The following is a 17,179-nucleotide window of genomic DNA, read 5'->3' as shown; positions in this document are numbered from 1 at the left end:
AAAAAAGCCCGGAGCGTGAGCCCCGGGCCTCAAGTTTGCGGTCTGAGCCAGTTAGACCGCTTTGGGAGATACTAAGATCAGAGCCGCTGGGAGCCCGTACCGAACTCCGGATAGGCTTCGACACCGATCTCGGCCTTGTCCAGACCCATGGCTTCTTCCTCTTCGGACACCCGGATACCGATGGTGAACTTCAGGATGAGCCAGACGATCGCGCTGATGATCACAACGAATGCGCCGTAAGCCACGATACCGATCAGCTGGGTGACGTAAGAGGTGTCGCCGTTGGAGAACGGAACGATGAAGGTGCCCCAGATACCTGCCAGCAGGTGGACCGGGATGGCGCCGACAACGTCGTCGATCTTCAGCTTGTCGAGCAGCGGAACCGCGAACACCACGATGGCTGCACCGACGCCGCCAACGATAACCGACTGCAGGACGGTCGGAGCAAGCGGTTCAGCGGTGATGGAGACCAGACCGGCAAGCGCACCGTTGAGAGCCATGGTGACGTCGACCTTCTTGTAGAGGATCTGGGTCAGGGCCATCGCGACGACCACACCGGCAGCAGCGGCCATGTTGGTGTTGGCGAAGATGCGGGAAACGTCGGTGACGTCGCCGATGGTGCCCATGGCAAGCTGCGAAGCACCGTTGAAGCCGAACCAGCCGAGCCACAGGATGAACGTACCCAGGGTCGCCAGCGGCATGGAGGAACCCGGCATTGCATGAACGCTGCCGTCCGCACCGTACTTGCCTTTACGTGCACCGAGGATCAGGGCACCGGTCAGAGCCGCCCAGCCACCGACGGAGTGCACCAGGGTGGAACCGGCGAAATCGGAGAAGCCCATTTCGGAGAGCCAGCCTGCACCCCACTGCCAGGAGCCGGCGATCGGGTAGATGAAGCCGGTCAGGACAACGGTGAAGATCATGAACGGCCACAGCTTGATGCGCTCGGCCAGCGTACCGGACACGATCGAAGCCGTGGTGGCACAGAACACCATCTGGAAGAACCAGTCGGAAGCCGTCGAATAGCCGGTGTCGAGGGCGTTACCGCCGACGGCATCGAATGCATAAGGTCCGAACGAACCGATGAAGCCGCCGTCAACGCCGTCGTACATCAGGTTGTAGCCGGTGAGCCAGAACAACAGGCCCGCGACAGAGTAGAGTGCAATGTTCTTCAGGCACTGCATGGACACGTTCTTGGAACGAACCAGGCCGGCTTCCAGCATGGCAAAGCCGGCTGCCATCCACATCACGAGGAAACCGCCGATCAGGAAGAGCAGGGTGTTGAAGATATACTGGGTTTCGGGCGAAACCGCCGGAGCAGCATCCTGGGCGAAAGCCGGCACGGCCATCAGGCCGAGGGCGCCAAGGGTAGCCGCGCTTTTTGCGACAAGTTTGTTCATCTTGGTTTTCCTCACAACAATCAAAGAGCTTCGGCGTCGGTTTCGCCGGTACGGATACGCACGACCTGGTCGATCGAGTAGACGAAGATCTTGCCGTCGCCGATCTGACCCGTCTTTGCCGCGGAGGAGATAACTTCGACGACTTTGTCGACAGCATCGCTTGCGACAGCGACTTCGATTTTCAATTTGGGCAGAAAGCTCACTGCGTATTCAGTGCCGCGGTAGATCTCGGTGTGCCCTTTCTGGCGGCCATAGCCCTTCACCTCGGTCACCGTCAGGCCCTGAATGCCGATGCCCGTCAGCGCATCACGCACTTCATCGAGCTTGAACGGCTTGATAATGGCCATCACGATTTTCATTGCTCGTTCCCATTCCTCTTTTTTCACCCCTTCCCGGCGAAGAGGCTCACTTGACCGTCCCGTCTGGCACCCCCCTCAAGGTTCCACCCTGCCGAGAACCCTTCGGTTCAAATCAGAGCCCGCAAACGCAAGAAGCCGGGTCGGTTTCACGCCCTTACAAACAAGGACCGTGCCAACTTTGAAAATTGAGTCTGGGAATGGCGGTATTCCGCGGAATTTTGAAACTCAGCGCGCCTGTTAGACATGCAATCCCAGCGGAGCGCCCGAAATTGAGTCATTGGATAGGTCTATTTTTTGTGCAATTTTCAGAATTTGCACAAAAAATATGCACAATTCCTAAGCGAAACTTAAACCCGATCAATAAAGAGGCAAAAAATCGGACAAAAACTGATTGTTAACCCCCGAAAGGAGGGATTTCGGGAAAACCTCCTCCCTTGAAAATTACCGATTTTCCCCTTGCAGGGGACTGCAAACGCAACGTCATGCGGAAAATCCGCCGTCGTCCAGAAACGCCTGCTCCTCCGGCGAGGTCTCCCGTCCGAGCACCGTGTTGCGATGGGGAAAGCGGCCGAAACGGCGGATCACATCCAGATGGATCAGCGCATAGAGATGGAAATCCCGGTTACCCGTCTTGCGGAACAGATCGACGCTCGCCTGTTGGGCATCCATATCCTCGGCATGTTCGAACGGCAGATAGAAGAAGGCCCGGACCTCCTTGGGAAACGCCTTGTCATAGCCCGCGGCAACCGCCCGCCTGGCATGTTCCAGGGCCCGGTCGTCCGCCTCGAAGGCCCGCCTGTCGTTCCGAAACACGTTGCGCGTGAACTGATCGAGCACCAGGATCAGGGCAAGGGCACCATGCGCGGTGTCCGCCCAGCCGTCGAGATCCCCCCTTTGCGCGGCTTCGATCGTCGTCAGGAACCGGCCCCGGATTTTCCGGTCGAAATTGTCGTCACGGGCAAACCACTTGGAGGCCCCCGCCTGCCACCAGAAATCGAGGACATCGATCGGATTTGCCAAAGTCTCGGACATGGAGGACCCTTTTGAAATGAAAACAGACGACAGGAACGGTCTGTTGGACCTATATAGCAGCTAGGTCATAGACTCGATCAGACAAGGAGCCCGTTATCCGTGAGCGATGACATGCTGTTGGATTTGAAGGGGCTGAAATGCCCACTGCCGGTTCTGAAAACCCGCAAGGCCATGGCGAGCCTGGAAACCGGAACCCTGGTCACAGTGCTGACGACCGATCCCATGGCCGCGATCGATATTCCCCATTACTGTCAGGAAAACGGTCACCGCCTGGTCAGCGCCGAAATGACCGGAGAAGCCGGACGTTTCGTTCTGGAAAAGGGCTGAGCTCGGATCAAGCCTCGTGCCGGTCTCAGGATCCGGCGAACCGGTCCATTTTCCTCGCCAGCCTGAAATCCAGCGCCGTCAACCCGCCCGCGTCATGGGTTGCCAGGGTGACGTCGACCTGCCCGTACACGTTCGACCACTCGGGATGATGGTCCATCTTTTCGGCAACCATCGCCACACGCGTCATGAAGCCGAAGGCCTCGTTGAAATCGCGGAACCGGAAGCTGCGGGTGATCGCTTTGCGCCCGTCTACCAGGCGCCACATCGGCAAACTTTCCAGTTCCTTTGCCTGTTCCACGTCGGTCAAACGTTCAGCCATCTGTAAACCCCTCCTGTCTTTCGTCCGCTTACACCGTCGCTTCGATGCGTTGCTTTTCGCCGGTTAGGAACGCGGTTTTCATGGGTCCAACTCCCTTCACCTCGATCGGTTCACGCTCCTGAAACGAAAACACCTGTTGCGTCCGGCTTCGGAATGCCTCCGTCACCTGAATACGGCCGGCTTCGGAGTGCGATTCCATGCGGCTCGCCACATTGACCGCATCTCCCCACACATCATAGGAATAGCGCCGCTTGCCGATCACGCCGGCAATGGCCGGACCGGTATGGATGCCGATACGCAGATTGAGCCGGACCCCGTTCAACGGCTCGCAGGCCTTGATCGCCTGCAGCATGGCAAGCGCCAGCCGGCCGATGGCAACCGCAGCCTCGTCGGTTCGTCCTTCCAGGCCGCCGACAACCATATAGGCATCGCCGATGGTCTTGATCTTTTCCGCCCCCGCCTGTTCGACCAGGCGGTCAAAGGAGCGGAACAGGCCGTCGAGATAGCCGACGACCTCATCGGGTGACAAAAGCCGCGCTGCGGGCGTGAAACCGACCAGGTCGGCGAAGAGCACGCTGACATCTTCATGGCGGTCGGCGATGCGCTCATGAGGATCGCTCTTGAGCCGGTCGGCGATCGGGCGCGGCATGATCGTTTCCAGGAGGGTCTCCGACCGCTCATGCTCGGCCTGCAGCGCGGTTTCCGCCCGGTGCAGGGCTGTCAGCGCGTAGACGATCAGCACGGTCGAAATGATCAGCACGTTGACCATCACCTGAGCGGCGAGATCTCTTCTGAACTCCATGTCATGCGGCATGACCGGCCCGACTTCCGGCGCGAACTGATAGGAGACCAGCAAGAGCAAAAGAGCCGTCAGGAAGACGCCCATGTAAATGCGCCAGTGATGGACGCCGAAGAAGATGAAAGCGGCGCCACCAAGCGCGAAATAGGCCTGGGTTCCGCTTTCAAGCCCAAGCGCCCAGACCACGAAGAGATTTCCGGCCGCGGTGACCGGAATGAAATAAAGAGCCGCCGCATTGTCACCGAAGCGATGGAATCGGGACGTCAGCGAAAACAGGACGATCATCACCATGCCGTAGATACTGATCGGCATAAGCTCGTAGAATGCATGAAGGAGATTCTGGGCCGTATGGAAGATATTGTCGGCCACACCGACCAGCGCGGATACATTGACCACCATCTGACGGCGGCCGACATATCTGTCGGTCGAATGAATCCCGGCGGAGGCAAGACGGCGCAACCAGGACGGGGGTCGAATCCCCCCGGCGATCCCAAGCAAGTCCGATGTGGACCACTTTCTCATGAAGTGCATGCCTCCGAACCGGCGGACGACCCTGCCTTTCCAGAATCCGCAATTTCCGTTTCCTACAGGAAAAGCCGACAAGACCGATTTATCAAGGCCGGTCCAAATATCCGCCGGCCCGTTGACAGGGTCGGCGCGAACCGTTTTCTCTAACCCATGACCTCCGTTCTGTTCGTCTGTCTTGGAAACATCTGCCGCTCGCCCCTTGCCGAAGGCGTCTTCCGGCACACCGTGGAACAGGCCGGCCATTCGGATCGGGTCCTGATCGATTCCGCCGGAACCGGCAGCTGGCATCAAGGTCATGCTCCCGATCCGCGTTCTATCAGCGTGGCCGCGTCCAACGGCATTGACATCTCGGGCCTCAGGGCACGGCAGGTGAAACAGGACGATTTCGACCGGTTCGACCTGATCCTGGCGATGGACCGCGACAACCTCGCCGCGCTTCGGCGAATGTGCGCAGCGGAGCAGACAGGCAGGATTCGCTTGTTTCTAGAAGACCCTGAACGGGATGTTCCCGATCCTTATTATGGCGGAGCGGATGGTTTTCAGGACGTTTACAAGCTGGTGAGAAACGGCTGCCTGGACCTTCTTGAAGACCTGCGGCTCGCCTGAGCCGGGAACCGGTAAAATTCACACGGGCGTCTTGATCCCGATGTTATCCGGAAAGAATCCTCGTTCCGGAGACCATGTCATGAAGCTTTTCTGGTGGGTATTCGCGGCCGTTCTGATTGTCCTGGGTCTCGCCACCGTCTGGATGCCGATACCGACCGGTGTTCCGCTCCTGGCTCTCGGCGGCATTATCATCATCGGCAGCAGCCGCAGCACGGCCCGCATGATCCGCAAGCATCGCAGAAGCCGCGAAACCCTGGACAGGGTCTTCCTTTTTCTGGAGGAACGCGCCCCCTTGAAGCTCGCACGTATCCTCAAGCGCACGCGCCCGAGAAAAAACGGCACGGGGAATCCGGATAAGCCGCGAACTTGATCCGCCTCAAAGCAGCCCCAGATAGAAACTGGTTCTCTGTGAACAACGATAAACCGGACGGAAGAGGAGTTCGCTATGGCCGGGATTCAAATCGCACATGACGCGTGGGTACTGGTTGGCGATGGTGAGAAGGCGCTGGTTTTCCGTAATGAGGGGGATGAGAAATTTCCGAACCTCCAGGTCATTCAGATCATGGAAAACGAAAACCCGCTGACGAAGGACCAGGGCACGGACGAACCGGGACGCCGGCATGACGGCCCCGGACCGCAGAAAAGCGCCATGGAGCCGACAGACTGGCACACGATCGAAAAGCACCGCTTTGCCAAGGAAATGGCCGCAGCGCTTTACAAGGCCGCCCACAAGGGCCGGTTCTCCCAGCTTGTGGTCGTCGCTCCGCCGATGACGCTCGGCGATTTGCGCAAGGAATTCCACAAGGAGGTCAAGGACAGGGTCGTCGCGGAATTCGACAAGACCCTGACCGGTCATCCGCCGGCAGAAATCGAAAAGATTCTGACGAAGGCCTGATTGAACCGGAAAACCGGTCAACTGTGATCGCGAAACATCTTCAGGAACCGGCGCGCGGAGGCACGTATCCGCGTGCCGGTTTTTTTTACCGAAACGTGCAAGAGGCGGCCTTTCCGCGTAAACCCTTCATCCAGCGCCTGGTCCCGGAGGAAAGCCGGAGGACGGACATAAAACAGGTGATACGTCACCAGAATGACCAGCAGCGTCAGGCCCCAGGAAATCATCGTGTCGGACAGAAAGTGCCCGCCGAAGGCGATCCGGTTGACGGACAGGACAAAGGCAAGCGGCAGCACGAAACACAACATTGCGAACCGCCAGGCAACCGGCACCAGAAAGACGGCGGCTACCAGCCATATGCCGGCCGAAGCTTCACCGGACACGAAAGAGCAATTCGTATCGCACAGGTTCGTCGGCCACCACACCGGCTGGTAGGGAAGATCTCCGCCGAACTGATCGACCATGACCGGCCGCGGCCGGCCCCAATTGTTCTTCAGGATCAGATTGACCAGAACGCCCGGCCCCAGGATCAGCGTCGTCAGCAGGAACAGCGGCGCCCGTAATGGCACGAGCGGCCGGCGACCCGGCACCAGAAGCTTCAGCAGCAAGACCGCACAGCTTGCGATCGCAATGATCCTGACCAGATAGGGTCCAAGATGACGAAGTCGGCGGAGAAACGGATCGGACTGCGCCCAAAAACCGGTTTCATCGGAATAAAACAGGCCGCTGATCCACAGATCGACGGAGGGAAACACCAGAAAGAAAGCCGATACCAGGACGACATAGACCGTGACCGCAGCGATCGGGTGCCGTTTCGCCCGATCGATGGCCTTGCGCCACACACCATGCGGCCTATTGTGTCGAAAACTCCGGGCGCTCATGGCCTGCTGTTTATACCATTCATTTCGCGCGGCCAATGCTTCTGCATTGAGGCGACAGGCTTTCGTCCAGCTCCGGCTGCCGGATCATCACAAAAACCATGACCGACCATTCCTCCCATCCCACACACTCCGAGCCGGACCGGCCCCTGCTGCATTTCTGGTTCGAGTTCGCCTCCACCTACAGCTACCTGTCGGCCATGCGTGTCGAAACGGTCGCGCGCGACCGTGGCGTCCAGCTTGTCTGGCATCCGTTTCTGCTCGGGCCGATTTTCAAGAAACAAGGCTGGGACACGTCGCCGTTCAACCTTTACCCGGCCAAGGGCCGGCACATGTGGCAGGACATGGAACGGCAATGCGAAAAGCTAGGCCTTCCTCTCGTGATGCCGGATCCGTTTCCGCAAAACAGCCTGATGGCTGCTCGCATCGCCCATGCCGGCCGGCAATCGCCCTGGATCGGCGCCTTCGTGCGCGCCGTCTTCGACGCCGAGTTCGGTCAGGGACAGGATATTTCCGATCCCGCCCTTCTGGCCGGTCTCCTGCTGGAAGCGGGTGCGGATGCGAAAGCCGTTCTGAAGGAAGCCGAGTCCATCGACGTCAAGATCGGCCTGCGCGCCGCCGTTTCCGAAGCGGAGACCCTCGGCATCTTCGGAGCGCCCAGTTTCGTCACCGTCAACGGCGACCTCTATTGGGGCCACGACCGGCTGGAAGACGCGCTCGACGACGCCCTGTTGCTGACGCGTTAGAGCGGCACAGGCGCATCAGGCTTCCTGCTGTTCTCCCGATAGTCCCGGGCATGTTCCAGCGCCTGGAACAGAAGCGACGGCGACAGGGGTTTTGTCAGAACCTCCAGAAAACCGGCATCCTTCAGCCTTTTATCGCCGACCGATTCCATGGCCGCGGTCACCGCAATCAGAGGGATCTTTTCGCCCGTACGCACCGCCAGAAGTTTTTCCGCAACCTCCAGCCCGCTCATTCCGGGCATGTGCAGATCCATCAAGGCGGCGTCGAAGGTCCCGGTCGTCAGCATCTCGATGGCCGCCGGACCGCTCTCCGCCTCTTCACAGGTCATACCGAAGGATTCCAGGAGGGCGGACAGGAGCCTCCGGTTGGTGTCATTGTCGTCGACAATCAGAACATGCCTTTCGCCTGGCGGGAGGATTTCGAACTCTTCATTGGTCTGAGAGCCGGCGTCCCGTTCCGATGTCTTTTCCGACGGAACCGTGATCTCAAACCGGCAACCTCCCGACTTCGGGCTCACCAGCCGGAGCTTGCCGCCAAGACGCCGGATCAGTTGAACGGCCCCCCAAAGACCGAGCCCGGAACCGTCCCCGGAGGCCCGTCCGGTCTTGCCACGCACGAAAGGCGCGAACAGCCGGTCTCGCTCGGCCGGGTCGATCCCCGGTCCGGTATCCGCAACGCTGATGGTCAGGTCGGCGTCGTCCTCTTCTCCCGGAGGAGTGGACCGCACGGTCACGGTGACGCTGCCTTTGGCGGTATATTTTATGGCATTGTCGACCAGCGTCGTCACCACCCTGCGCAAGGACGCCGCCCGCCCTGCCTCGATCGGCCTGCCGACCGCGTCGGACACCAGGTCGAAGCCAAGTCCTTTCCGGTCGGCCAGGGGCCGAAACAGGTCGAAGACCTCGCGCACCAGCGCCGGTGCATCCTTGGATGCCTTCGCTCCCTGCGCCTCGGACGAGTTCGGCCGGATCAGGTTTTCCGTCATGTCGGTAAGCGCGTCGATAGACTGCAGAAGAATGGAAAGGTATTCGCTTTGCTCCTGGCTCAGCGTGCCCTTGGCGATCAGCTCCGCCGTGGTCTTCATGGCAGCCAGCGGCGTGCGCAGGTCATGCGCAAGCAAGGCAGTTTCATTGCCGTTTTCAGCCTTCATGTCGGCCAAAACCTGTCTGTTCGTTGCGAGTGCGCAATCGGCCCTTGCCAACATCGAGCCCGGTCGTCATGCTGCAGTCTTCATATCCCACCCTCACCGGCTTCAGGCCACCTCTCAAGACCCGCTTGAGAAATTTGTGTCGCCCGGCAAGCTTTACCCGGACGCCATCATGCCCGAAGAAGGGTTAGCAAACCTGAAAACCTGCCTGAGCGAACAAGTAGAATAAATCATGACTGGCCAAGTTCTGAGCATTGTCCTCCCGGTCTTCATCCTGATCGGGGTCGGCTATCTTGTCGCCAGGATCAGGCTGATGTCGCAGACCGTCGGCGAGGCGCTCGGAGAATACGTCTATGTGATCGCCATTCCGGTGCTGGTCTTCAAGACCCTGGCCGTCGTCAATCTGGAAGGCCAGAGCCCGTGGGCGATCTGGATCGCCTATTTCAGCGGCATGGCGGCCACGTGGATTGCGGGCAATCTCATGATCCGCAAGGTTTTCGGACGCGAAGCCCGCGCCGGGGTCATCGGCGGCATATCCGCCGCCTTCGCCAACACAGTGATGGTCGGCCTGCCGCTGGTGTCCCAGGTCTACGGCGATGCCGGCCTGGTGCCGCTGCTTCTGATCATTTCGGTTCATCTTCCGGCCATGACCGCGGCGACCTCCGTCCTCATGGAACGGGCCGCGGCGCTGGATGGCGTCAGCACGCCGCCGCCAATGCCGGAACTCCTGAAGCGGATCGGCAAGAACCTGATCGTCAATCCGATTGTCGTCGCGATCACCTGTTCCCTGATCTGGCGTGCGACAAGCCTGCCGATCGAGGGCTTGTTCCAGGATATCCTGAACCGGATCTCAGCAACCGCGCTGCCGGTTGCGCTCTTGTCGCTGGGCATGAGCATGGTGACCTACGGCATCCGCGGCAACGTATTGCCGGGGTTCCTGCTGAGCGTCCTGAAGCTCGGCTTCATGCCGGCGGCCGTCTTTGTCATGTCCGCCTATGTGGTTCATCTGCCGCCGCTGTGGACAGCGGTGGCGACATTGACCGCGACATGCCCGACGGGCGTCAACGCCTACATTTTCGCAAACCGCTACGGCACGGGCCATGCCATGTCGACGAATGCGATCACCCTGACAACGGCGGCAGCCGTTGCAACCAGCGGGCTCTGGTACGCGTTTCTGGAAACCTGGCGGGCATTTTAGGTCGTTGGTGCGATTTGGCTGATACGCCCCGGCGCGTCAGTGCGAAACCACTTTCGCGTCTATCACGGCCGACGTATCCAGGCCGTTGCGAACCATCGAAGCGAACGCCTTGTAATCGACCGGCGGGCTCCATAGGAACCCCTGGGCATAGGTTGCGCCCCATGCGCGCAACTGGTCGAACTGCAACGGCGTTTCAATGCCTTCGACAACCGTATTCATTTTCAGCTGCCGGGCCATCATCAGGATCAGTTGCACGATGGCGCGCTGGTTTTCGTCCTCGGCCATGTCACGGACAAAGGAACGATCGATCTTGATCGTGTCGAATGGCATGGTGGCGAGCGTGTTCAGGCTGGAATATCCGGTCCCGAAATCGTCGATTGCCAGGAGCACGCCCTCCTCCTTGATCGGCATGATCTGCCCCATGACGCGCTGAGGATCGTCCATCACGCTGGATTCGGTGATTTCCAGTTCCAGCCGATCGAGCGGAAAGCCGCTTTCGCCGAGAATGCCGAGGGTGCGGTCGGTAAAATAAATGGACTGGAACTGCACCGGCGCCACATTCACCGCGATTTTGAGATCATGACCCTCCGTCCGCAGCCGGTTCATATCCTCCAGGGACTGGCGCAGCACGAACTCCCCGATCGGGGTCATCAGCCCGCATTCCTCTGCGATCGGCACGAACTTGAAGGGCGGAACGTTACCCAGTTCCGGGTTCGACCACCGCAGAAGCGCTTCCGAACCGATGATCTGTCCAGAGGTCAGATCGATCTTCGGCTGGTAGAATACCCGCAATTCGTCGTTATCGAGCGCATTCATCAAGTGGCTTTCGATCTTTTGCCGCTCGAGCGCTTCTTCCCGGATCTTTTCGTTGAAGATCGTTGCCTGGTCCCGGCCCTCTTCCTTGGAACGATACATGGCCATGTCGGCGCAACGCAGAACATCCTCGGACCGCGCCCCGTCCTGCGGATAGAGCGCGATGCCCATGCTGGCACGCACGATCAGGCTCAGGGAACCGACACGGACCGGTCGGCCGATTTTTTCGATGATGGTTTCGGAAAGTTCCATCAGCTTTTCCGCATCGGTCATGCCAGGAAGCACCGCGATGAATTCATCGCCGGCAAAGCGGGCGACGAACGGGGCCGATGTCACATGAGGCTTAAAAAACTCCGCGACGAGAGATCTGATCCGTTCGGCGATATGCTTGAGCAGTTCGTCGCCGACCGCGTGACCATGCATGTCGTTGATCGTCTTGAACCGATCGAGATCGAAAAACAGGACCGCGCCTTTCGCCCGCGGTGACAGGTCGATCAGCTGCACGGCCGTGTTTTCGAACTTCAGCCGGTTGGGAAGTTGTGTCACGCCGTCCACATGGGCAAGATATTCTATATGCTTGATGGTCTTGCGCAAGTTGAAGGCCATCGCCTTGAAGGCTTCCTGCAGCTCTCCGATTTCCCCGTCCGCATCGACCACCATATTCGGATCGAGAAATCCTTGAGCGGCTTCGTTCGCGGCCTGGGTCACCCGGCTGATACCGCGGGTGGACCGATACATCAGATAGGTCCCGAGCGGCACGAAAGCGACCATCAGAATCCGAACAGGATGAGGACTTGCAGGAACGCCTCTTTCCTGACGGACAGGATTTCCGCATTCGACATTCTCACGAGGACAGTGCCCACCACCGCTCCATCCCGAAGCACGGGCACATAGTAGTCCGTAGATATCGCGCTTTGGTTCGTATCCGATTCTCCGGTTTCCATGACGCCAAGAGCAATCGGATCCGGTGCTGGGGTATTCTCCGTTGAAGGCAATTTTCCGCCGGAAGCAACCAGCTTCCCGGAAGGCGAGAAAACCCCCGCCGCAATCACTTCAGGCTCGGAAGCCAGAGCATCCAGGAGCGGCTGAAGCGTTGTAAAATCGTTTCGTTCGACCTTGTCGACGGAAAGCCCTGCGATCAGTTTCGCATGCCCCATCGCAGCGCGCTGAAGCCCGTCTTCGACGACCCGCAACTCATCTCTGTAGTTGATGAAACCCATAATCACGGAGAAGGAAAGCATCAAGAATATCAAGTAAGCGGTCGAGCGAATGAAGACTCGTCCGTATGCCGTCTGCATGTGACGAAAGAATTTCCTGATCTTTTTCACAAAAAGCTCCCCGCGCTCCCGCGAAAATAACTTTATTTTTTAATTCACCTGCGATCCGTTTGATTTCGCATTCCAACGATCGCGGAACTGAAAAGGCAACGCGCACAGGCGAATAAGGATATCGTGCAAACGCCTGTCCCAAGCCAATTACAGGGAACATGAAACAAGTATATAAATACATAATTCCTATGATTTCGCACGCCATAGTTCAAAAATTGAATTTTAATTCTTGAGTGTATTTTTCTGTTAAGCTTTTATAAATAGTATTTTTTACGATAACGAGAAAAATTACATATCAGCTAAAATACCTATTCGCTCATGAACATCCGGCACCTGGAATCCCGCAGTCCGTAAGTCTCTCAGGCTCGTGCTCCGGTCGGATTTCGCAAGCTTCCGGCCGTCGACATCCAGTATCAAACGGTGGTGGCGATAGCGCGGTTCCGGCAATTCGAGCAGGACCTGCAAGACCCGGTGCACCGACGTTGCATGATAAAGGTCCCGTCCCCGCATCACATCGGTGACGCCCTGCCGGGCATCGTCGACAACGACCGACAGATGGTAGCTCGTCGGCGTATCCTTGCGGGCAAGGATCACATCCCCCCATGCGGCCGGGTCGGCCGGGATTTTCCTGGCTTCAAACCAGCCGGCACCGGCCGGGTTGGAGGGGATCTCAGCGGCGCATTCCTGCCACGTGACCGGCTCCCGGACGCGTTCCAGCGCCCGGCGCATGTCCAGGCGGACGGCAAAAGGTGCGTCCGCCTCAAACCTCCGGCGGCACTCTTCGTCGTTCAGAACGGCCCTGTCGCCCGGATAATGCGGCGCCCCGTCCGGATCGTGCGGCCACGAAACCCCTGCCGCCTCCTGCTCGGCCACGAACCGCTTGATCTCGGCGCGGGTCAGATAGGCGCGATAGGTCAGGTCCATGCCCTCCAGTTTTCGAAGCGCATCCTCGTAAATCAAGAAATTCTCCGACTGGCGCAAAACCGGCTTTTCCCATGTGAGACCGAGCCAGGCGAGATCTTCCAGCATGTCCCGTTCCAGTTCCGGCGTGCATCGGACCGTATCGATATCCTCGACCCTGAGCAGGAAGCGGCCGCCGGTCGCCTGCGCCGCGCGGTAATTCAAAATCGCGGAATAGGCATGCCCAAGATGCAGATGACCATTGGGAGACGGAGCAAATCGGAAAACCGGAACTGTCATCGGCAGGGATCTTATAGCAATGTGCTCGGGTTTGGCTCATCCAGTGGACTTGAGCCTTAGCAGGTGGGCCGCAGCAGACAAGGAATTTTCATGAAGGCGATTGAAAGCCTGGACGATATTGCGGAAGGCGTGGCGGCCCTGCAGCGGTTGGACCCGCGTCTGGTTCCCGTCATCGCGGCCTCGGGAGACATTCCCCTGCGCCGACGGGCCGCCGATTTCGCCGGCCTTGCCCAGATCGTCACCGGACAACAAGTTTCCGTCGCTAGCGCCGCCGCCATCTTCGGTCGCCTCGAACAGCGCGTCCGGCCGCTGAACGAACAGGGGCTGGCGTCCGTCGCCGACGAGGATCTGGCTTCTGTCGGCCTCTCCCGTCCCAAGATCCGGACCCTCAGAGCCATCGAAGACGCCTGCCGCAACGGGCTGGATCTGTCACACCTTGCCGAACGTCCTGGCGAGGAAGCTCATGCGGAGCTTTGCGCGATCAAGGGCATCGGCCGCTGGACGGCGGATATCTTCCTGCTTTTCTGCGCCGGCCATCCGGATGTGTTTCCAAGCGGCGATTTGGCGCTTCAGGTCGCGGTACAAGGCGCTTTCGGACTGGAGGACAGACCGAAACCCGGCGCCCTCGACGAGATCGCCACAGCCTGGGCCCCGTGGCGCGGCGTCGCCGCCCGTGTCTTCTGGGCCTGGTACAGGGTGCAGAAACAGGGCCGCGAAACGATGCCAATTTAAACGATCAGTAGCGCAACCCCTCGACGGATTTCAGCAACAGCGCAATATCCTGCGGCCGGGACAGCCGATGATCGCCGTCGGGAACGAGCGTCAGCGTAACATCGTCTTCCGGCAGTGCCTCGGCCAGACGTTCCGCATGGCGCCAGGGGACGTCCGGATCCTGGACCCCTTGCAGGATCGTCACCGGGCAACCGGTCGTAATCGGTTTGTCGAGAATGAGGTGCCGGCGCCCGTCCTCGATCAATTTGGCGGTGATCACGTAAGGGTCTTCCGAATAGGCGGAAGGCTGCTGCCAGCGTCCCTCATTGAGGATCGCGTCCCGGATCTCATCAGTGAACCGTTGCTTCCACATCAGTTCCTCGGTGAAATCCGTCGCCGGCGCGATCAGGACCATGCCCTTGAGGAGGCAAGCATCCCGTCGCGCCAAAGCCAGGAGAAGCGCGATCCACCCGCCCATTGAGGATCCGACCACGATGGTCGGTCCCTCGCAAAAGCGGTCGAACACGGCGAGGGCCTCTTCCAGCCAGTCGGATACGCAGGCGTCCTCGAACGCGCCTTCGGACATTCCGTGCCCGGAATAATCGAACCGGGTGCAGGCAAGGCCTTGCTCTTTGGCCCAATCATCAAGTTCAACCGCCTTGGTGCCGCTCATGTCGGACTTAAAGCCGGAAAGCCAGAGCAGGCCGGGGCCTTGTCCCTCCCGATGACGCACGGCGATCCGGCGGGTTCGGCCTGTTTTTCCGGCCGCTTTTCCAATCTCGATGAATTGCGGTTCGTCGGCGTTCATATTAAGGCTCTGCCCAGTTTCATGGTTTCAGGTCCCCTTTGGCATAGACGGGGACAAATGAGAAGCCTCACCGCCGGAGCCCTCCTTGGCCATCAAAGCGAACACCATCCTGCAAGTCATTCCGGATCTCGTGACCGGCGGTGCCGAACGCACCACCGTCGATGTTGCCGCGGCGATCGTGCAAGCCGGCGGAACGGCATTGGTGGCCAGCGAAGGCGGACAGATGGTAGCAGAGCTCGAGGCCGTCGGCGCACGGCACATCACACTGCCGGTCAAGTCGAAGAACCCGCTCACGATCTGGAAAAACGCGGCAAGGCTGCAGCGGATAATCGAGGCGGAAGGCGTCGGCCTGATCCATGCCCGCAGCCGGGCCCCGGCCTGGTCCGCGCTTCTGGCCGCCCGCCGCTGCAAGATCCCGTTCGTGACCACCTATCACGGCATCTACAATCAAAAAGGCCCGCTGAAGGCGCTCTATAATTCCGTCATGGCGCGAGGCGACAGGGTGATCGCGAACTCCGCCTATACCGCCTGCCTGATCGCAGAGCGCCATCCCTTTGCCAAAGACCGGATTGACGTCATTCACCGGGGATCGGACCTGTCCGCACTGGCTCCCGACGCCGTGACCGACGTCCGCAAAGCGGTATTGGCCGATGCATGGGGTCTCGAACCCGGCCGACCGGTAATACTCCAGCTTGCACGGGTGACGGGATGGAAGGGCCAGAGGGTTGTCATCGACGCCATGGCTGCTCTCAAAGACGCAGGGCTGACGGCCCCGATCGCCATCCTGGCCGGCGACGCCCAGGGGCGCGACGACTACGTCTCAGAGCTGAAAAGCAAAATTTCCGGTCACGGCCTGGAAGACCAGGTCAAGCTCGTCGGCCATTGCGCCGACGTGCCAGCGGCCCTGGCCCTGGCCGATCTGTCCGTCGTCGCCTCGACAGAGGCGGAAGCGTTCGGCCGGGCGGCAGTCGAAGCCCAGGCTGCCTGCGTGCCTGTCATCGTCTCGGATCTTGGCGCCGTTCCCGAAACCGTGCTCGCACCGCCGGAAGTCAGCGAAGCCGACCGTACCGGATGGCGGGTACCGCCGGGCGATCCGAAAGCCCTTGCCGAAGCTATCAAGCATGCACTGAAAATGCCCGAAGACGAGCGCCAAGCGCTCACTGCCCACGCCAGCGCCCATGTGACGGAGAAATTCTCGGTCGAAGCCATGTGTGCAAAAACGCTCGCCGTTTATGAACGGCTACTGACTTTGGAACACTTGGATACTGCGTCATCAACATCTAAAGGTATTCAATACGCAAGATATTGAGATCTATTAAGTTTTTTATTTTTGGATTTTCCAGAGAAACATGCCAAACGATCTGCCTAACGACCGCAGGACCAAAATATGTAATAGAAGGCCATAACGGATCCGGAGCATGCCTTTTAATAACTTGCCATACAATGCCCGTTTTTTCAGGGCGAGGGAGGTCGTTTAAGATCGAATCTAGATCTCTCAACAAATCTTCCGCAATTAAGCTCACATCCTCATCGTTCTTATTAATGAAATTAATTATATTGATGAGATCTGAATTGCGTAATTCATAAATTTCTCCATCAATTTCCTCTGGCTCAACGAAAAAACCTTCGTATTCTTCTTTAATTTTCCTAATTTTAATTGAAATAAATTCAGGATTTTCCATATTTCCAATTAAACCCTTTCCACCAAACCACTGTATTAAACTTCTATCTCCGGATCAGAAACAGAGCCAGAGTATCTAATCAGCTAGGCCGCGGACTCATTAACGCGTAGTCAAAGCCGGATGGCAGCGAGCTTGACGAAGGCAAGGAAGTTGGCTGCGTGTTTCTCATATCGCGTAGCGATGCGCCTGCAGTGTTTCATCCGGCTGATGAACCGCTCAACGTGATTTCGACGACGGTAGAGATACGGATTGTAGCAAATCGGATCGCGCCGGTTCCGACGGAGTGGGATGTTCGTCCAGCCTCCACTGAACTCACGAACGTTCTTATCTCGGTCGCGTCGTAAGCCTTGTCGGCGAGAACCATTCCGCCGCCCGGTAGGCCTTCAAGTGGAGCACGTGCCATCTGAC

The 17,179-nt window shown here is 58.9% G+C and carries 21 protein-coding genes and 1 pseudogene; 9 read left to right on the top strand and 13 right to left on the bottom strand.

What is annotated here, in order from left to right; all coding sequences use genetic code 11:
* Positions 1–77: 77 nt before the first annotated feature.
* The 3 genes from ABIN98_RS00590 to ABIN98_RS00580 form a co-directional block, all read right to left on the bottom strand.
* Entirely contained in the window at positions 78–1,400 is a 1,323-nt protein-coding gene (locus tag ABIN98_RS00590; RefSeq protein ID WP_346906456.1) for an ammonium transporter, read from the bottom strand.
* A 20-nt stretch (positions 1,401–1,420) separates the two neighbouring features.
* On the bottom strand, positions 1,421–1,759 hold the full coding sequence (locus ABIN98_RS00585) for a P-II family nitrogen regulator (RefSeq protein ID WP_190291594.1): 339 nt from the start codon (positions 1,757–1,759) through the stop codon (positions 1,421–1,423).
* Positions 1,760–2,239: 480 nt separating this feature from the next.
* Complete coding sequence (locus ABIN98_RS00580; protein ID WP_346906454.1) at positions 2,240–2,791, bottom strand: DUF924 family protein; 552 nt, start codon at positions 2,789–2,791, stop codon at positions 2,240–2,242.
* A gap of 111 nt (positions 2,792–2,902) precedes the next feature.
* Here ABIN98_RS00580 and ABIN98_RS00575 point away from each other — a divergent pair, with 111 nt between their 5' ends.
* Positions 2,903–3,118, top strand: coding sequence for a sulfurtransferase TusA family protein (locus ABIN98_RS00575; protein WP_346906675.1), 216 nt, complete (start codon positions 2,903–2,905; stop codon positions 3,116–3,118).
* Positions 3,119–3,143: 25 nt separating this feature from the next.
* Here the strand turns inward: ABIN98_RS00575 and ABIN98_RS00570 are convergent.
* Both ABIN98_RS00570 and ABIN98_RS00565 read right to left on the bottom strand, forming a co-directional pair.
* A pseudogene (locus tag ABIN98_RS00570) lies at positions 3,144–3,443 on the bottom strand (4a-hydroxytetrahydrobiopterin dehydratase); the annotation flags it as partial.
* 22 nt (positions 3,444–3,465) lie between these two features.
* Positions 3,466–4,758: an adenylate/guanylate cyclase domain-containing protein gene (locus ABIN98_RS00565; protein WP_346906452.1), complete on the bottom strand. Its 1,293-nt coding sequence runs from the start codon at positions 4,756–4,758 to the stop codon at positions 3,466–3,468.
* A gap of 156 nt (positions 4,759–4,914) precedes the next feature.
* Here ABIN98_RS00565 and ABIN98_RS00560 point away from each other — a divergent pair, with 156 nt between their 5' ends.
* From ABIN98_RS00560 to ABIN98_RS00550, 3 genes are all read left to right on the top strand, one after another.
* Positions 4,915–5,370: a low molecular weight protein-tyrosine-phosphatase gene (locus ABIN98_RS00560; RefSeq protein WP_346906451.1), complete on the top strand. Its 456-nt coding sequence runs from the start codon at positions 4,915–4,917 to the stop codon at positions 5,368–5,370.
* 79 nt (positions 5,371–5,449) lie between these two features.
* On the top strand, positions 5,450–5,740 hold the full coding sequence (locus ABIN98_RS00555) for a hypothetical protein (protein ID WP_346906449.1): 291 nt from the start codon (positions 5,450–5,452) through the stop codon (positions 5,738–5,740).
* A gap of 75 nt (positions 5,741–5,815) precedes the next feature.
* Entirely contained in the window at positions 5,816–6,265 is a 450-nt protein-coding gene (locus ABIN98_RS00550) for a host attachment family protein (protein WP_346906447.1), read from the top strand.
* 17 nt (positions 6,266–6,282) lie between these two features.
* Here ABIN98_RS00550 and ABIN98_RS00545 read toward each other — a convergent pair whose 3' ends face one another.
* Complete coding sequence (locus tag ABIN98_RS00545; protein ID WP_346906446.1) at positions 6,283–7,104, bottom strand: phosphatase PAP2 family protein; 822 nt, start codon at positions 7,102–7,104, stop codon at positions 6,283–6,285.
* 137 nt (positions 7,105–7,241) lie between these two features.
* On the opposite strand from ABIN98_RS00545, the gene ABIN98_RS00540 reads away from it, so the two are divergent.
* Positions 7,242–7,886 (top strand): 2-hydroxychromene-2-carboxylate isomerase, encoded by a 645-nt coding sequence (locus tag ABIN98_RS00540; RefSeq protein WP_346906444.1) that lies wholly within the window; start codon positions 7,242–7,244, stop codon positions 7,884–7,886.
* On the opposite strand, the gene ABIN98_RS00535 is transcribed toward ABIN98_RS00540, so the two are convergent.
* Positions 7,883–9,034, bottom strand: a complete 1,152-nt coding sequence (locus ABIN98_RS00535) for a hybrid sensor histidine kinase/response regulator (protein ID WP_346906442.1) — start codon at positions 9,032–9,034, stop codon at positions 7,883–7,885. The genes ABIN98_RS00540 and ABIN98_RS00535 overlap by 4 nt on opposite strands.
* Here ABIN98_RS00535 and ABIN98_RS00530 point away from each other — a divergent pair.
* Together ABIN98_RS00530 and ABIN98_RS00525 are read left to right on the top strand one after the other, a co-directional pair.
* Positions 9,033–9,260, top strand: a complete 228-nt coding sequence (locus tag ABIN98_RS00530; RefSeq protein WP_346906440.1) for a hypothetical protein — start codon at positions 9,033–9,035, stop codon at positions 9,258–9,260. The genes ABIN98_RS00535 and ABIN98_RS00530 overlap by 2 nt on opposite strands.
* A gap of 3 nt (positions 9,261–9,263) precedes the next feature.
* Positions 9,264–10,229 (top strand): AEC family transporter, encoded by a 966-nt coding sequence (locus tag ABIN98_RS00525; protein ID WP_346906439.1) that lies wholly within the window; start codon positions 9,264–9,266, stop codon positions 10,227–10,229.
* Positions 10,230–10,265: 36 nt separating this feature from the next.
* Here ABIN98_RS00525 and ABIN98_RS00520 read toward each other — a convergent pair whose 3' ends face one another.
* The 3 genes from ABIN98_RS00520 to gluQRS form a co-directional block, all read right to left on the bottom strand.
* Positions 10,266–11,813, bottom strand: coding sequence for a sensor domain-containing phosphodiesterase (locus tag ABIN98_RS00520; RefSeq protein WP_346906437.1), 1,548 nt, complete (start codon positions 11,811–11,813; stop codon positions 10,266–10,268).
* The gene (locus ABIN98_RS00515) at positions 11,813–12,370 is read right to left on the bottom strand and encodes a hypothetical protein (protein WP_346906435.1); all 558 of its coding nucleotides are present in this window, start codon (positions 12,368–12,370) and stop codon (positions 11,813–11,815) included. Before ABIN98_RS00515 ends, ABIN98_RS00520 begins: the two co-directional genes overlap by 1 nt.
* A 288-nt stretch (positions 12,371–12,658) precedes the next feature.
* Positions 12,659–13,570, bottom strand: coding sequence for a tRNA glutamyl-Q(34) synthetase GluQRS (gene gluQRS, locus ABIN98_RS00510; RefSeq protein WP_346906434.1), 912 nt, complete (start codon positions 13,568–13,570; stop codon positions 12,659–12,661).
* 90 nt (positions 13,571–13,660) lie between these two features.
* Between gluQRS and ABIN98_RS00505 the strand changes: the two genes are divergently transcribed.
* Positions 13,661–14,302 carry a DNA-3-methyladenine glycosylase 2 family protein gene (locus ABIN98_RS00505; RefSeq protein ID WP_346906432.1) on the top strand — a complete coding sequence of 214 codons (642 nt, stop codon included), beginning with the start codon at positions 13,661–13,663 and terminating at the stop codon, positions 14,300–14,302.
* 4 nt (positions 14,303–14,306) lie between these two features.
* Here the strand turns inward: ABIN98_RS00505 and ABIN98_RS00500 are convergent, their stop codons facing one another.
* On the bottom strand, positions 14,307–15,089 hold the full coding sequence (locus ABIN98_RS00500) for an alpha/beta hydrolase (RefSeq protein ID WP_346906431.1): 783 nt from the start codon (positions 15,087–15,089) through the stop codon (positions 14,307–14,309).
* Between the two features lie 85 nt (positions 15,090–15,174).
* Between ABIN98_RS00500 and ABIN98_RS00495 the strand changes: the two genes are divergently transcribed.
* A complete protein-coding gene (locus ABIN98_RS00495) occupies positions 15,175–16,398 on the top strand; it encodes a glycosyltransferase family 4 protein (RefSeq protein WP_346906429.1) in 1,224 nt (407 codons plus the stop codon).
* On the opposite strand, the gene ABIN98_RS00490 is transcribed toward ABIN98_RS00495, so the two are convergent.
* Entirely contained in the window at positions 16,370–16,771 is a 402-nt protein-coding gene (locus ABIN98_RS00490) for a hypothetical protein (protein WP_346906427.1), read from the bottom strand. The two genes, ABIN98_RS00495 and ABIN98_RS00490, sit on opposite strands and share 29 nt — an antisense overlap.
* A 110-nt stretch (positions 16,772–16,881) precedes the next feature.
* On the bottom strand, positions 16,882–17,031 hold the full coding sequence (locus ABIN98_RS00485) for a transposase (protein WP_394701392.1): 150 nt from the start codon (positions 17,029–17,031) through the stop codon (positions 16,882–16,884).
* Positions 17,032–17,179 lie beyond the last annotated feature (148 nt).

The organism is uncultured Roseibium sp. (assembly GCF_963675095.2).
GTDB lineage: Bacteria > Pseudomonadota > Alphaproteobacteria > Rhizobiales > Stappiaceae > Roseibium.
This window is presented reverse-complemented; position numbering and strand designations above follow the sequence as displayed.

Excerpts from the sequence above, each read along its gene's own strand:
- ABIN98_RS00585 (WP_190291594.1), bottom strand. The coding sequence starts at position 1,759 with ATGAAAATCGTGATGGCCATTATCAAGCCGTTCAAGCTCGATGAAGTG.
- ABIN98_RS00540 (WP_346906444.1), top strand. The coding sequence starts at position 7,242 with ATGACCGACCATTCCTCCCATCCCACACACTCCGAGCCGGACCGGCCC.
- ABIN98_RS00530 (WP_346906440.1), top strand. The coding sequence starts at position 9,033 with ATGTCGGCCAAAACCTGTCTGTTCGTTGCGAGTGCGCAATCGGCCCTT.
- ABIN98_RS00575 (WP_346906675.1), top strand. The coding sequence starts at position 2,903 with ATGCTGTTGGATTTGAAGGGGCTGAAATGCCCACTGCCGGTTCTGAAA.
- ABIN98_RS00560 (WP_346906451.1), top strand. The coding sequence starts at position 4,915 with ATGACCTCCGTTCTGTTCGTCTGTCTTGGAAACATCTGCCGCTCGCCC.
- ABIN98_RS00500 (WP_346906431.1), bottom strand. The coding sequence starts at position 15,089 with ATGAACGCCGACGAACCGCAATTCATCGAGATTGGAAAAGCGGCCGGA.
- ABIN98_RS00590 (WP_346906456.1), bottom strand. The coding sequence starts at position 1,400 with ATGAACAAACTTGTCGCAAAAAGCGCGGCTACCCTTGGCGCCCTCGGC.
- ABIN98_RS00520 (WP_346906437.1), bottom strand. The coding sequence starts at position 11,813 with ATGGTCGCTTTCGTGCCGCTCGGGACCTATCTGATGTATCGGTCCACC.
- ABIN98_RS00505 (WP_346906432.1), top strand. The coding sequence starts at position 13,661 with ATGAAGGCGATTGAAAGCCTGGACGATATTGCGGAAGGCGTGGCGGCC.
- ABIN98_RS00555 (WP_346906449.1), top strand. The coding sequence starts at position 5,450 with ATGAAGCTTTTCTGGTGGGTATTCGCGGCCGTTCTGATTGTCCTGGGT.
- ABIN98_RS00535 (WP_346906442.1), bottom strand. The coding sequence starts at position 9,034 with ATGAAGGCTGAAAACGGCAATGAAACTGCCTTGCTTGCGCATGACCTG.
- ABIN98_RS00525 (WP_346906439.1), top strand. The coding sequence starts at position 9,264 with ATGACTGGCCAAGTTCTGAGCATTGTCCTCCCGGTCTTCATCCTGATC.
- ABIN98_RS00550 (WP_346906447.1), top strand. The coding sequence starts at position 5,816 with ATGGCCGGGATTCAAATCGCACATGACGCGTGGGTACTGGTTGGCGAT.
- ABIN98_RS00565 (WP_346906452.1), bottom strand. The coding sequence starts at position 4,758 with ATGAGAAAGTGGTCCACATCGGACTTGCTTGGGATCGCCGGGGGGATT.
- gluQRS (WP_346906434.1), bottom strand. The coding sequence starts at position 13,570 with ATGACAGTTCCGGTTTTCCGATTTGCTCCGTCTCCCAATGGTCATCTG.
- ABIN98_RS00490 (WP_346906427.1), bottom strand. The coding sequence starts at position 16,771 with ATGGAAAATCCTGAATTTATTTCAATTAAAATTAGGAAAATTAAAGAA.
- ABIN98_RS00580 (WP_346906454.1), bottom strand. The coding sequence starts at position 2,791 with ATGTCCGAGACTTTGGCAAATCCGATCGATGTCCTCGATTTCTGGTGG.